Source organism: Corallococcus sp. AB011P, from assembly GCF_003611605.1.
Lineage (GTDB): Bacteria > Myxococcota > Myxococcia > Myxococcales > Myxococcaceae > Corallococcus > Corallococcus coralloides.
The window spans coordinates 207,415-220,825 of record NZ_RAVX01000011.1 but is presented as its reverse complement, the minus strand read 5'-3'; the positions used below and the strand labels follow the sequence as shown (position 1 = coordinate 220,825).

The 13,411-nt window shown below is 72.1% G+C and carries 11 protein-coding genes; all 11 read left to right on the top strand.

The features are described 5' to 3' along the window. Positions 1–14 precede the first annotated feature (14 nt). Genes D7X30_RS26105 through D7X30_RS26060 form a run of 11 tightly spaced genes read left to right on the top strand, consistent with a single transcriptional unit; the run spans position 15 to position 13,360 of the window. Positions 15–2,336, top strand: coding sequence for a phage tail sheath subtilisin-like domain-containing protein (locus D7X30_RS26105; RefSeq protein WP_158619387.1), 2,322 nt, complete (start codon positions 15–17; stop codon positions 2,334–2,336). After that, positions 2,336–2,899: a phage tail protein gene (locus tag D7X30_RS26100; protein ID WP_120565675.1), complete on the top strand. Its 564-nt coding sequence runs from the start codon at positions 2,336–2,338 to the stop codon at positions 2,897–2,899. The genes D7X30_RS26105 and D7X30_RS26100 overlap by 1 nt, the downstream gene beginning before the upstream one ends. Before the next feature lie 24 nt (positions 2,900–2,923). Next, a complete protein-coding gene (locus D7X30_RS26095) occupies positions 2,924–3,415 on the top strand; it encodes a phage tail protein (RefSeq protein WP_120565674.1) in 492 nt (163 codons plus the stop codon). 1 nt (position 3,416) lies between these two features. Then, complete coding sequence (locus tag D7X30_RS26090; protein WP_120565673.1) at positions 3,417–4,292, top strand: hypothetical protein; 876 nt, start codon at positions 3,417–3,419, stop codon at positions 4,290–4,292. Positions 4,293–4,310: 18 nt separating this feature from the next. Continuing rightward, positions 4,311–4,523 carry a hypothetical protein gene (locus D7X30_RS41720; protein ID WP_147443306.1) on the top strand — a complete coding sequence of 71 codons (213 nt, stop codon included), beginning with the start codon at positions 4,311–4,313 and terminating at the stop codon, positions 4,521–4,523. Then, positions 4,520–5,248: a hypothetical protein gene (locus tag D7X30_RS26085; RefSeq protein WP_120565672.1), complete on the top strand. Its 729-nt coding sequence runs from the start codon at positions 4,520–4,522 to the stop codon at positions 5,246–5,248. Before D7X30_RS41720 ends, D7X30_RS26085 begins: the two co-directional genes overlap by 4 nt. 10 nt (positions 5,249–5,258) lie before the next feature. Further along, complete coding sequence (locus D7X30_RS26080; protein ID WP_120565671.1) at positions 5,259–5,537, top strand: tail protein X; 279 nt, start codon at positions 5,259–5,261, stop codon at positions 5,535–5,537. After that, entirely contained in the window at positions 5,537–6,724 is a 1,188-nt protein-coding gene (locus tag D7X30_RS26075) for a phage late control D family protein (protein WP_120565670.1), read from the top strand. Before D7X30_RS26080 ends, D7X30_RS26075 begins: the two co-directional genes overlap by 1 nt. Then, the gene (locus D7X30_RS26070) at positions 6,724–7,098 is read left to right on the top strand and encodes a GPW/gp25 family protein (protein WP_121715548.1); all 375 of its coding nucleotides are present in this window, start codon (positions 6,724–6,726) and stop codon (positions 7,096–7,098) included. The genes D7X30_RS26075 and D7X30_RS26070 overlap by 1 nt, the downstream gene beginning before the upstream one ends. Next, complete coding sequence (locus D7X30_RS26065) at positions 7,095–10,862, top strand: baseplate J/gp47 family protein (protein WP_120565668.1); 3,768 nt, start codon at positions 7,095–7,097, stop codon at positions 10,860–10,862. Before D7X30_RS26070 ends, D7X30_RS26065 begins: the two co-directional genes overlap by 4 nt. Continuing rightward, complete coding sequence (locus D7X30_RS26060; protein ID WP_120565667.1) at positions 10,859–13,360, top strand: hypothetical protein; 2,502 nt, start codon at positions 10,859–10,861, stop codon at positions 13,358–13,360. The genes D7X30_RS26065 and D7X30_RS26060 overlap by 4 nt, the downstream gene beginning before the upstream one ends. Positions 13,361–13,411: the final 51 nt, after the last annotated feature.

The window sequence follows — 13,411 nt, the reverse complement described above, 5'->3', positions numbered from 1 at the left end:
CCAGGAGGATGAACGTGGCTGAGCGACTGCATCCAGGCGTCTATGTCGAGGAGATCAGTGCCGGTGCGCGCCCCATCGAAGGGGTGGGCACGTCCACGGCGGCGTTCGTCGGCCGCACGGCGCGAGGCATCCCGGCCCTGGCTCAGTTCGTCACCGGCTTCGCCGATTACGAGCGGGCCTTTGGTGGCCACGAGCCCGGAGAGGCGGGCCTCGTCGCGCAGGCGGTGGAGGCCTTCTTCGATTCGGGAGGACGGCGCGCCTACGTCGTGCGCGTGCTGCCCTCCGACGCGGTGGGCGGCGTGTCCGCGCCCCTGGCCTCACGCGCGGGCGGCAGCCTCAGCGCCCTCACGTTCCTGGCGCGAGGCGCGGGCGAGTGGTCCGACTACCTCCGCGTCAACGTGAGCGACTCCATCAACTTCCCCAGCGAGGCGTTCCGCGTGGAGGTGACGTGGACGGAGGCCGGGGCCACGCGACGCCTGGAGGCGTTCGAGGACGTGCGCATGGACCCGTCCAGCGAGGACTACGTCGGCGACCGCATCAACGACATCTCCCGCTACATTCGCGTGCGCGACGAGTTCCAGGTGGCGCTGGCCGCTCGGGCGCCCGGCGCGGTGCTCGTCCCGGGCGTGCCTCCCCGGCTCAAGGCCGCCGTGCTGGCCAGCACGAAGTACAGCCTCTATGACGGCGGCAAGCTCCAGGTCTCCACCTGGGACGAGGCCCAGCCGGACCTGCCCCGCACGGTGCTGGACGTCCCCATCACCCAGGCCCTGGTGGTGGCCGCCGTGCCGGGCGCCGCGTTCGTCAACGGCCGCGTGCAGCTGACCGCCACGGAGCTCAAGGCCTTCCTCTCCCAGGCCGTCACCGCGGCGGGCCTCACCAACACCTTCGTCATCAGCGGCACGGACTCGCCGGAGATTTCGCTGAAGGTGGCCACCGGGCCCACGCTCACCATCCCCAAGCCCGCGGGTGCGACGTATGACCTGGACCCGGAGGACGCCAAGGTCACCGTGGGACCGCCGGGCGCCACCACGGTGGTGCCCATCCCCATCCTGGCGGCCAACGCTGGTGCGGTGACTCCCGCGGAGCTGAACCACTCGCTGAGCGTGGCGCTGGCCGGCAGGGTCGCGTCGGTGGTGACGGACGCGCAGGGCAACACCGTCATCACGGGCCTGGCCACGGCGGCGGGCACCTCCACGCTGTCGCTCTCCGCCACCGGCTTCACTGGCACCGCCGCCGCTGGAACGGCGGGCATGGGCGCGGAGTCCTTCGACGGGCTCCAGCTCTCCATCAGCGAAACGCTCCAGCCCACGGTGCCCACCATGCTCCGGCAGCTGGGCTTCGCGCCGCGCGCCCGGGGCTACTCGGACGACTCGCCCGCGAACCCCGTCGTGCGTCCGGCGGCGGTGACGAACCTGCGGCTTCTGGGCGGTGACGACGGCGCGGGCCTCCTGGACACGTCCGACTTCGCGGGCGACGCGAAGCTGCGCACGGGCCTGCACGCGCTGGACACGGAGGACGTCAACATCGTGGCGCTGCCCGGCAAGAACGAGGTGTCGTTCATCGCCGTGGGCGTCGCGTACTGCGACAACCGGGGCGACTGCTTCTTCCTCGCGGACGGACCCGGCGGCGTGGACAAGGACTTCGCGGTGGTGCCGGACGACGCGAAGCAGTTCGTGGAGGGACTGCCTTCACGCTCGAAGAACTCGGCCATGTTCTACCCGTGGATCCGCGTGGCGGACCCCGTGGGCGTGGGCCGCAACCCCACGCGACTGGTGCCGCCGTCCGGCCACGTGGCGGGCCTCTTCGCGCGCACGGACACCACTCGCGGCGTGTGGAAGGCGCCCGCCGGCATCGAGGCGTCCCTCGCCAACGCGCTGGGCCTCCAGTACCCCGTCATCGACGCGGAGCAGGACCTGCTCAACCCGGTGAGCCTCAACTGCCTGCGCCAGTTCCCCGGCGTGGGGCTGGTGTCGTGGGGCTCGCGCACGCTGGGGCCGGAACCCGAGTGGCGCTACATCCCGGTGCGCCGCACCGCGCTCTTCCTCAAGGAGTCCCTGCGGCGCGGCCTGATGTGGGCGGTGTTCGAGCCCAATGACGAAGAGCTCTGGGGCCGCATCCGCGTCGCCATCGAGTCCTTCATGCTGGGGCTCTTCCGGCAGGGCGCGTTCCAGGGCAGCACGCCCGAGGAGGCCTTCAGCGTCGTCTGCGACCGGAGCACCAACCCGCAGGAGAACGTGGACGCGGGCATCGTCACCGCGCAGGTGGCGTTCGCGCCGCTGAAGCCCGCGGAGTTCGTGGTCATCGAAATCAGCCAGAAGAGCCTGCTGGCGGCCTGATGCCCACGCCCGTCCCCGCCAACGCCCGCAACCCGCTGCGGACCTTCCAGTTCCGGCTCCGGATGAGCACGTCCGCGGCCGGCGACTACGTGGCGGGAGTGCGCACCGTGTCCGGCCTGTCCGTCAGCGTGGGCGCGTACGAAACCTGGGAGGGCGGCAACAACCTGCACCGCTACGCCCAGCCCCACAAGGTGAACTGGGAGCCGCTCGTGCTGGAGCAGGGGCTGGCGCTGGACGACACGCTGGAGCGCTGGGCGCGCGCGGTGCTGGAGTTCGCGCGCACCGGCAAGGCGCCCGGCGAGCCGGTGAAGCGCGACCTCTTCCTCGACGTGTGGGACGCCTGGGCGCACCCCACGGACGTGCCCCCGCCCGGAGGCATGGCGGCGCGCATCCGCAGCTTCCACGTGCACAACGCGTGGGTGAGCAAGCTCCACGCCCTGCCCAAGCTGGACGCCATGGCGGGCGAGGTGGCGCTCCTGACGTTGGAGCTCACCCACGAGGGCTGGGAGCCGGTGCCCCGGCCCGTGTTGTCCACGCCCACGACGAGCCTCCCGGCGCCCTGACGTCTCCATTCGAGGAGTGAAGCCATGCCCCGATTCGTCGAATCCACGAAGCGCGACCCGTACCGCAACTTCAACTTCCGCGTGCTCTTCAACAACATCGAGGTGGCCGCGTGCCGGAAGATCTCCGGCCTCACCGGCACCGTGGAGGTGGTGAAGTTCCGCTCCGGCAACAGCCCGTCCTCCGTGGACGAGCTGTCCCCGGGCCGCGTGCACTACGAGCCCCTCACGCTGGAGGCGGGCCTCACCCAGGACACGACGTTCCGGGACTGGGCCACCCAGCTCATCCGCCATGAGGCCACGCCCGGCTTCCGCGCGGCGGAGCCGGACTTCCGGCGCACCGTGGAGATCCTGGTCTTCGACCTGGACTTCAACCGCGCGGTGAAGAAGTTCGTGCTGCGCAACGCGTGGGTCTCGAAGTTCACCGCCATGTCGGAGCTGGCCGCGGAGGCGAACGAGATCATCATCGAGCAACTGGAGGTCCAGCACGAGGGCTTCACGCTGGAGCCGGTGGTCTGACGTGCTCCTGGAACCTCCCATCCCGGTGCTGCTGCCGCACGGCCTCTTCGACGAGGACGGCCGCTGTCACCGCCTGGGCGAGCTGCGCCCGCTCACCGGCCGCGAGGAGTGGGCGCTGGCCCAGGCCGGCGAGCGTCCCGGCCCGCGCGCGGTGAGCGGGTGGCTGGCGGCGTGTCTGGGACGGCTGGGGGACTACCCGCGCGTGGACGCGGAGCTGGCGGCCTGCCTCACGCGCGGAGACCGGCACCACCTGGCGCTGCACCTGCGGGCCCGGATGTACGGGGACCGCGTCGCGCTGGTGGCGCGCTGCCCGGCGCCCGGATGCGAGGCGATGGCGGACGTGGACGTGCGGCTCTCCGCGCTCTCACCGGAGCGGGTGGACGCGGCGCCGGAGGTGCTCACCGTGGCGTTGCCGGAGGGACGGGCGGAGGTGCGTGAGCCCACGGGCGAGGACGACGCGCTGCTCGCGGAGGCGCATGGCACGCGGGCGGAGCGGTCCGCGCTCATGTGGTCGCGGCTGGTGGTGGTGGACGGGCAGGCGCTGAGCCCTTCCGCGTGGCTGGCGCTGCCCGCGCGCTCACGGCACGCGGTGGCGCTGGCGTTGGCGGACGGCACGTCCGCGCCGGACCTGGGGCTGCTGGCGCGCTGTCCGAGGTGCTCCGCGTGGTTGGAGCTGGAGCTGGATCCGTTCGCGCTGCTGGCTCGCGAGCTGCGGGGCGGGGCGGCGCGGCTGGAGACAGAGGTGCACGTGCTGGCCTTCCACTACCACTGGTCTGAGGCGGACATCCTGTCCCTGCCGAGGGCCCGGCGGTGGCGCTACCTGGAGCTGCTTCGCAACGAGCTGGAAGGCCGTCCGCTGGTGGATGGCTGGAGCTGACGAGAGGACGCACACGCCATGGCCCCACCCCCGGTGCAAGGACAGGTCGGACTCACCCGTCGCGAGATGGAGCGTGAGCTCGCGTGGATGCTGCGCAGCGTGCCGGATGACCCCAAGGAGTTCGTGAAGCTGTTCACCCAGACGATGGTGGCGCTGATGGACAAGAACAACGAAGCCATTGCCCGGAGCCTCGCCCAGCGCGAGCCGGCCGGCGCCCGGGGCAACGGATGACGCGCAACCTGGACCCGACGCTCATCGCGTTCGACCAGCAGCTCCAGAAGGGCATGCTGGTGACGCTGCCGCCGTCGTCCGCCGACCCGAAGGCCGAGCCGGGAGTGATCGCGCTGCGCTTCCAGTACAACCCGGAGACGGTGACGCGCACGCGCGCGGGCCAGTGGGAGACGAAGCCCGGCAAGACGCCCGAGCAGACCAAGATCCTCACCGACGGCCAGCGCGGCGGCGGCCTGCACGCCAAGAGCGAGACGATTGCCCTCAAGCTCGTCTTCGACGTGACGGAGGCGCTGCTGCGGGACACCGTGGGGGAGGGCGTCCAGGGCGTGCTGCCGGAGCTGGCCGTGCTGGAGGGCATGGCGCTGGGCAAGGACCAGACAGGGGACGAGGAGAAGAAGCCCGCGACGAAGCTCGTCTCGCTCAACCCCACGGAGCTGCTCTTGATGCTGGGGCCGCGCACCTTCCCGGTGGTCATCACCGGGATGACCATCGTGGAGCAGCGATTCGACCCGGCGTTATTCCCGCTGCGCGCGGAGGTGGACCTGCGCATGCGCATCCTGGAGGTGGGGGAGAACGCGGCGAACAACAAGGTGGCCCAGGCGTTCGCGAACCTGCGCGACCAGCGCCTGCGGATGGAGGACCTGGCGGCGGTGAAGGGCGCGGACGCGAGCACCCTCATCGCGCAGGCCCTGGCGCCGCAGGTGAAGCTCGACGGGGCGAGCTGAAGAGACGGCCATGAGCGACCCCTCCTCGCGACACAAGGACCTGCCGACGTACGCGGTGCCGCTGGGCCCGGAGGGCTCCACGGTGTCGCTGTACGTGCCCCGCGTGGCGCCGCGCGTGCCCACGTCGCTGTTGCACAAGGTGGTGGCGGGGGACCGGTTGGACCTGCTCGCGCAGCGCTACTTCAGCGACCCGTTCCAGGCGTGGCGCATCGTGGACGCCAACCCCACCTTCGAGCCCGAGGCGCTCCTGGAGCCGGGCACGGTGCTGTTCATCCCGGAGAAGCCCTGATGGCGGAGCAGCGCGCGGCGTTCCTCCAGCTGTGGATCGACGGGCTGCCCATGACGGACGCCCGTGGCCGGGTGTCGCGCCTGGAGGTGGATGAGCGCACCGACGACGCGTCGTCCTTCCACCTGTCCCTGGACATGGCGCCCACGGACTCGGGGGACTGGGACGCGCTGGCGGACGGGCGCTTCGCGCTGCTCAAGCGCGTCACCATCAGCTTCGGGCTGGGCGCTCCGGACAGCGAGGCGCCGGACGTGCAGGACGTGGTGTTCGACGGCTACATCACCGCGGTGGAGCCGTACTTCGGCCCTTCGCGCGTGCCGGACTCGTCGCTGGAGGTGTACGGGCTGGACGCGTCGTGCCTGATGCACCTGGAGGAGCGCACGCGCTCGTTCAGCGGCCTGTCCGACGCGGGCATCGTGCGGCAGGTGTATGGGGAATATGGCTTCGCGCTGGACGTGCAGGAGACGGCGCCCGTGCGCGACCCGGCGCGGGCGGTGGTGCTCCAGCGTGGCACGGACGCGTCGCTCCTCCGGTGGCTCGCGCGGCGCAACGGTTATGAGGCCTTCGTGGAGCGCAAGCCGGGGCCGGTGGGCGCGGGCGCCAACGCGGCGCCGGAGAGCGTGGGCCACTTCCACCTGCCCCGGCCGGACGGCCCGAAGCAGCCGGACCTGTCGCTCATCCCTCGCTCCACGCCGTCCGTCATCGAGCTCAAGGCGCGTTGGGAGAGCCACCGCCCCACGGAGCTGCACGGGGAGCACATCGACGAGCGCACCCGGCGGATCCGCTCCGCCACGGTGACGGCGCCTCGCTTTCCTCGCATGGGGCCCACCGGCCGCGCGGACATCCTGAAGGCGCGCATGGCGGCGGTGCTGCCGAAGCGGCCCCAGACGAAGGCGGTGGGCCTGCAGTACGTGGACGTGCCGCACGACGTGCCGGAGGTGGAGAACCTGGCGTGGTCGGACTACCGCGAGGCGGACTGGCTCGCGGAGGCGAACGGCACGGTGCAGGGCCTGCGCTACGAGCGCATCCTCCGCGCCCGGCGTCCGGTGGGGCTCGTGGGGGCGGGCAAGCTGATGGATGGCACCTGGTACGTGCGCGGCGCCCGGCACCGTTGGGTGTGGGCGGAGGCGCTGGCTCGCTACGAAGTGGACGTGGACCTGGCGCGCGACGCGCTCAACGGGGTGGCGTGATGGGACGCGGCCTGTACTTCCCCTTCCAACTGGGAGACCTGGGCACGCCGCGCACGGTGGGGCCCTCGCAGGTCATCCGCCAGCAGTTGGAGCAGCTGCTCTTCACGCTGCCCGGGGAGCGGGTGAACCGGCCGCGCTTCGGGTGCGGCGTGCAGCGGATGGTGTTCGGTGCCGCGAGCCCGGAGGCCGCCGCCACGGCCGAGTACGTCATCCGCCTCAACGTGCAGGAGTTCATGCGCGACCAGGTGCGCCTGGACGCGGTGAAGGTGAGCGCCGAGGACGCGACGCTCTACGTGGACATCCTCTACACGCTGCTGGCGACGGGTGAGGAGCACGCGGAGCTGTTCCGCCGGGACCTGGAGGCGCCGCCGTGAGCGCGCGGGTCCTGACATTGCCACTGGAGGCGTCGCTCGCGGAGGCCCAGGCCACGTTGGAGACCACGCCGCCGGGCGAGGTGGAGTGGATGCTGCCCGTGGGCGAAGGCGTGCTCACCACGAACTTCGTCGTCGGCACGCCCGCGCACGCGCTGCGGCTCACGGGGGGGCCGGGCGTGACGCTGCGGCTCGACGGCGGGACGCTCGAAGTCACGGGGCTCGTCACCGGCCTGTCTAGCGTGACGGTGGTGGCGGTGGACGCCGGGGTGGTCCTCCTGGGGGCACGGGTCGAGGTGTCGGACGTCACGGTGAACGCCACGGCGTCGGGGGATTGCGCGGCGGTGAGCGTGGAGACGCCGGATGGCACGGTGGTCATCGACTCGCTCACGGTGACGCAGGCGAAGGGCGAGGTGGCGACGGGGCTCCGGCTCCTGGCGACCGAGGCCCGCGTCACTGGCCTGTCCGTGGACGGAGTGAAGGCCACGGTGGGGGACGCCTTTGGCGTGCGGGCGGTCTGCCAGCGCTCGCAGTGGGCGGACGTGGCGGTGAGCAACGTCATGGGCATGGAGACGGGCGTGGGCCTGGAGCTGGCGGGCTTCACCCGCGCGGACCTGTCCGGGCTCACGGTGTCGGAGGTCTCCGGGCCGAACGCGACCGGCGCACGGGTGCTGGTGGCTCGGGAGGAGGGCGAGGGCCTGTCCATGGTGGACGTGTCCGTGAGCGAGGTGAACGCGTTCGGGGTGCAGTGGAGCATCGGGCTCGTGGCGGCTTCGGTGGGCCCGCTCCAGGTGCGTGGCTTCACCGTGCAGCGGGTGCAGGGCGGGTTCCCGATGGGCGTGCTCGCGCTGGGTGGGCGGAGCATCGAAGTGGCCATGGGCCAGGTGGAGGACATCGCCGCCGGAACGCGCGCCACGGGCATGCGGGTGCTGGGGGGACCTTCGCTGGAGCCGGTGGTGGTTCGCGACGTGGAGGTGAGCCGTGTGTCGGCGGCGCCCGTGCCGGTGTCCGCGCAGCCCGCTGCGGCGTGGTCGGATTGGCTCTCCGTCGCGTTGGATGCACTGTCTGCTTCGGTCGTGGGGCCGCTGACGCTGCCTGGGTTTCCCATGGATGCGGACGTCGTGGGCCTGCACGTGGCCGCGCCGCTGGGCGGCCTGGAGCCGGTGCTGGACGTGGGCACGCCGGGGGAGATCGCCGTCGAGGACTGCTCCCTCTTCGTCATCACCGGCACCGCGTTGCAGCTGGAGGGCGGGTTGCGCACGGCGCTGGTGCGGCGCACCGAGGCCTGGACGTCGGTGCACGCGGGCTGGCTCCAGGCGGAGCAGCTGCTGCTCGCGCAGCTCACCTGGCACCGGCATGCGCATGGGCTGCGGTTGGGACCCGGGGAGATTCGCGCGTACGACTCGCTCTTCACGGCCATCGTGGGCGCGCCCTTCGTGCTGGAGCCAGACGCGGAGCTGTCCGCATCGCCCGCGCTGTTCGCGCAGGGCGCGGCCCCGCCGTTCCTGGAGGTGGGGCCGCTGCCGTACCGGACGCCGGGGACTCCGGAGGTCCCTCCCGTGTTGCTCACCGGCGGCCTGCCGCCACCGGAGACCGTGGACCTGCGGCTGGTGCCGGATGCGGCCATCTCGCGCGCGGCCGTGCCGGTTCCGGGCGATGGTCCTCGTGACCCGGCGCCGTTCATTGGCGCGTGGGCTCCGGACGTGGTGCCGGGCTGTGACGTGCGGGATCCGCAGCCGCGCCCGTGGCTCGCGGCCCCGGAGCGGCCGGCGCCTGGCGCGCTGGTGGACTACCGGGCCCGCGACGCGCAGTCGCTGCTGGCGGTGATGCTGGAGCGGGCCCGCACGGTGATGGCGCCGTGGGAGGACCGGGGGCCCGCGGACTTCACGACCATGTTGCTGGAGGCCGTGGCCGCGCAGCTGGACTCGCTGGCGTACCAGCAGGAGCGCGCGGTGGTGGAGGGCTTCCTGGAGGATGCCCGGTTGCGGCGCTCCGTGGAGGACCACGCACGCGGGCTGGATTGCGTGCCGGACCCGGGGCTCTCCGCCACGGTGATGCTGCGGTTCAGGTTGGATCCGGAGGCACTCGCGGCGCTGGTGAAGGCTCGGCTGGAGGAACTGAACCTGACAGTGCTGCCGCCCGGCACCACCGCGCTGGAGTTCCTCACCGGTGGCGGCGTGCTGGAGATTCCCGCCGAAACGCTGGTGGCGAATGGCTCCACGGACGAGCACTCGCTGGTGTTCGTCACCGAGTCGCCCCTGTCGTACTTCCCCCGGCTGGAGGCCGTGACGCTCGCGGAGTCCGTGCAGTTGGGGGACACGGGCGCCACGCTCGCGGGCCTGTACCCGGAGCTGGAGCCCGGCCGGTGGCTGATCCTCTACCAGGGCCGCGGCGAGGGCGGACACGTGGTGCGAGTGACGTCCGTGGCGCTCGCCACCGATACGACCTTCGTCGGGTGGGACCCGCGCAGGTTCGCGCCGGAGGTATTCCTGGCACCGGGAGACCCCGCGCCCGGGCCTCGCGCGACGGTGCTGGGCAACGTGGTGCCCGCGCATCACGGGCTGCCGGTGACGCCGCTTCCAGAGGGCTTCGAGGCGGACTCGGCGGAGCCCTTCGCGCGCAGCCTCGCGCAGTGGCGCGCGTTGCTGTCCCCGGTGGTGGACGGCAGCGAGGAGCGCGAGTTCGCCCTGCCGTTCCATCCAGTCAGCGTCCAGGCCTCCGGGTATCCACTGCCGGAGGAGACGTCGCGGCGCGGGACACCCCAGCTCCAGGTGAGCGTGGAGGACGACCCCTGGACGCTGGTGGACGACCTGTCCGTCCAGGGGCCGGGGGATGAGGTGTTCGTGCTGCGCGCGACGCCCACGGGTGGCGCCAGCCTTCGCTGGGGCGATGGCGTCAACGGCGCCGCGCTGCCGCCTCGGGAGACGACGCTGGGACTGTCGCTGCGCGTCGGGCTGGGGACGGTGGCCAACGTGGGGGAGGGCGTGCTCACGCGGTTGCTCCAGGTGCCGTTGGATCCGCAGCGCTCCGCGTCCGCGGGCGAGCTGCTGGCCCAGTCGATGGACGACGTGCGCGCGTTGGTGCGCGTGGATAACCCGCTGCCTGCGGTGGGGGGACGCGACGCGGAGTCGCTCGACTCCCTTCGTTACCGCGCACCGGCGGGCGTGTCGCAGCCGCTGTCCGCCGTCACGGTCGATGACTACGTGCGGATGCTCCAGCAGATGCCGGAGGTGGCGGGGGCTTCGGCGCGCGCCGTGGACCGGGACCTGCGCACGGTCATCCGCGTGACGGTGTTGCTGCGCGACGAGGACACACTCGACCGCGACGAGCTGCTTCGCCGCTGGGCTGGAGTGCGCAGCCGGCTGGAGGAAATCCGCCTGCTGGGCGTGGACGTGGAGGCGCTGCCGCCCAAGTGGGTGCCGCTCGACTTGGACCTGGAGGTGGATGCCGAGCCGCATGCGCAGGCCGACCAGGTGCGCGACGCGGTGGTGGGCGCCATCGCTGGGGACGGCGGCCTGTTGGATCCGGACCGCTCTGGCCTGAACGGCGACGTGCAGCTCGCGGACCTGTACCAGGCGGTGCTGCGTGTACCGGGTGTGACGGCGGTGCGGGTGAAGCGCTTCCGCCGGCTGGAGCCCCACGCGCAGGAGCGGCTGGAGGCGGGCGTCATTCCCATTGGACCGGACGAGGTGGCCACCGCTCGGGGTGGTTATTGGCCGGGTTCGGAAGGCGTCCTCACCGTGCAGGTGTGCGGAGGCCTGCGATGAGTCGCGTTCCTTCCACGCACCAGGCGCTGACGCATGATCAGCTCCGCACCCGGCTGGGCGAGTCGGCGCGCATCGTCTACGCCCGGCTGGACGAGGCGCCCACGTGGAATCCTCTCGCGTACGCGGCGCCATCCTCGGTGGACCTGGGGCGGGGCCTGCTGGACAGCGTGGCGCTCGCGCTGCATGTGCTGTGGACGTATCAGCAGGCGTGGGCGGAGGAGGGCTTCCTCGCCACCGCGCGGCTGGAGGACTCCGTCTCCAAGTTGCTCGGGCACATCGGTTATCGGCCGAGCCCGGGCACCGCGGCGGTGGGGCTCCAGCACTTTCGCTGCAAGGCGAACGTGCGCGGCACGCTGTCCGCGGGAACGGCGGTGAATTCGGCGGCGGAAGGGGAAGAGACCGCCGCCGTGTTCGAGACGCTCGCGCCGCTGCGCCTGTCGCCGGAGCTCAACGAGCTTCGCGCGTTCCTGCCTCCTCCGGTTGGAGCAGGGACCGGAGCTGGAGCCGGGACGGGCGGGGGAACGGGCACGGGTGGAACGGGTGGGGGGACCGGCGCGCCTTCTGGCGAGCCGGGTGAGCCCGGGGCTCCGGCGCCCACGGGCGGAATCTTCGGGCCTGGCTCGGTGGTCGCGGGGCTCCAGGAGCGCATCGAGGTGCAGCGCCACGGTCCACTGGAGGAACGGCAGGTGGCTCGTGCGAAGCAGGATGCTCGCAAGCTGGCGTCGTTGATGAAGACGCTGGACCTGGGTGGAGATGCCGCGTGCAAGAGCACGCTGGACGCGCTCTGCGAACAACTGTGCGAGGCCCAGAAGGTCGTGGCGCAGGCCGTGCCTCCGCCCGGCCGTCCCGTCGGCGCGTTGTCCGAGTCGCAGGAGATCCTCGCCCGCCAGCTCCGGAACTTGCAGAAGCGGCAGGCGGACGCACTGGCCGCGCTGGAGGAGGCGCTGGCCCCGTGCGCGGACGAGGATCCGACCGTGCACGCGGTCCGGTTGGACAAGATGGTCACGTTCCTGGATGCCTTCGTGAACAGCCTCATCCAGGAGGCGCGGGATCAACTCGTCATCCTCAAGGGCAGTGAAGCGCTGAACCGGGCGGACCAGGCCTTTGGCGCGGAGGCGGGCGTGGCCCGGCCGCTGGGCGTGGCGGCATCTGGCACGGACAGCCTCTATCTGCCGCCGCTGACGGATGCCTCCGGGCTCACCTCGCAGGATCCACCGGTGCGCCCGGGAGACTGGTTCGTGCTGGCCGAGGACGTGGAGCGCCTGGGCCCCGGCGGAGCGAAGGGCACGGAGCGGCTCTACCGAGAAGCGCTGCGAGTGCTGCGCGTCCGCACGGAGGTCCCGCCCGGTCAGCGCACGCCGATGACGCAGGTGACGTTCCAGCCGCCGCTGTCGCGCGCGTACGCGTTGGATCGCGTGGTGCTGCTGGGCAACAACACGCTCGTCAGCGAGGGCTCCACGGTGGAGGAGGTCGCCGTGCCCGCGCTGGATCTGCGCACGGTGCCGCTGCTGCATGGACCGGTGACCTGGCTGCGCGACCCGAGCCGAGCGGGAGGCCGCCGCCCGGAAGTGTCCCTGACGGTGGGGGGACGCGCGTGGCATCCGGTGGATTCGTTGTTGGACGCCGCGCCGGATGAGCTGGCCTTCGCGGTGGAGCCGCTACCGGCCGGGGCCGCGAGGCTTCGTTTCGGGGAAGGGGAGCACGGTTCGGCGTTGCCCCTGGGCGCGGAGGTGCGGGTCCGCTACCGCGTGGGCAGAGGGACGGGAGGCAACCGGGCCGCGCTGCGGCTGCTGGCGATGGCGAGCCCGCATCCGTGCGTGGAGAAGACGTTCAACCCGTTGCCGCTGGCCGGAGGAACAGATCCGGAGGCACCGGCGCTGGCGCGCGTGCGAGGGCCCGCGGCGGTGGGCGCGATGGACCGCGCCGTGTCTCTCTCGGACGTGCGTGCGCTGACGTTGGTGTTCGACGGAGTGCACCGCGCGAACGTGTTCCGGGACGGCGTGCGCCGCCGTTCGTTGAAGGTGGTGGTCTCCGGGCCAGAAGGAGCGGCCCTTGGCGCGTCGGACCTGGAAGCCCTCCACGCGCACCTGGCGGCACGGGTGGCGCCGAAGGTGGAGCTGCACCTGACCAACCGGCAGCGCGTGGAGGTGCGGCTGCGGGTGCTGCTGCGCGTGGTGAAGGGCGCGGATCCGGTCGCGGTGCTTCAAGAGACGCGCCTGCGGTTGGGCGTGGACCGCGACCCGGAGCGCGAGCCCGGCCTGCTGGATCCGGACCGCGTGGAGCTGGGACAGGACCTGCAACTGTCGGACGTGTACGGCGCGCTCGCGGGCATCGAGGGACTGCGCTCAGTGGTCGTGCAGCGGCTGCACCGCGAAGGCACGCCGCCAGCCCTCTTCGAGCGCATCGTCACCGCGCCCGGCGAGCTGCTCGCATGGGCTCCGCCGTCCGGAGAAAGCGATGGCGTCGCGCTCACCTACGAGGAGGCCCAGGACCTATGAGCCCCGCCTCGATGCGCCTGAACAAGCGCTGCCTCACGCCCCGGGACACGG

Excerpts from the sequence above, each read along its gene's own strand:
- D7X30_RS26095 (WP_120565674.1), top strand. The coding sequence starts at position 2,924 with ATGCCCCGATTCGTCGAATCCACGAAGCGCGACCCGTACCGCAACTTC.
- D7X30_RS26070 (WP_121715548.1), top strand. The coding sequence starts at position 6,724 with ATGGGACGCGGCCTGTACTTCCCCTTCCAACTGGGAGACCTGGGCACG.
- D7X30_RS26060 (WP_120565667.1), top strand. The coding sequence starts at position 10,859 with ATGAGTCGCGTTCCTTCCACGCACCAGGCGCTGACGCATGATCAGCTC.
- D7X30_RS26085 (WP_120565672.1), top strand. The coding sequence starts at position 4,520 with ATGACGCGCAACCTGGACCCGACGCTCATCGCGTTCGACCAGCAGCTC.
- D7X30_RS26100 (WP_120565675.1), top strand. The coding sequence starts at position 2,336 with ATGCCCACGCCCGTCCCCGCCAACGCCCGCAACCCGCTGCGGACCTTC.
- D7X30_RS41720 (WP_147443306.1), top strand. The coding sequence starts at position 4,311 with ATGGCCCCACCCCCGGTGCAAGGACAGGTCGGACTCACCCGTCGCGAG.
- D7X30_RS26075 (WP_120565670.1), top strand. The coding sequence starts at position 5,537 with ATGGCGGAGCAGCGCGCGGCGTTCCTCCAGCTGTGGATCGACGGGCTG.
- D7X30_RS26080 (WP_120565671.1), top strand. The coding sequence starts at position 5,259 with ATGAGCGACCCCTCCTCGCGACACAAGGACCTGCCGACGTACGCGGTG.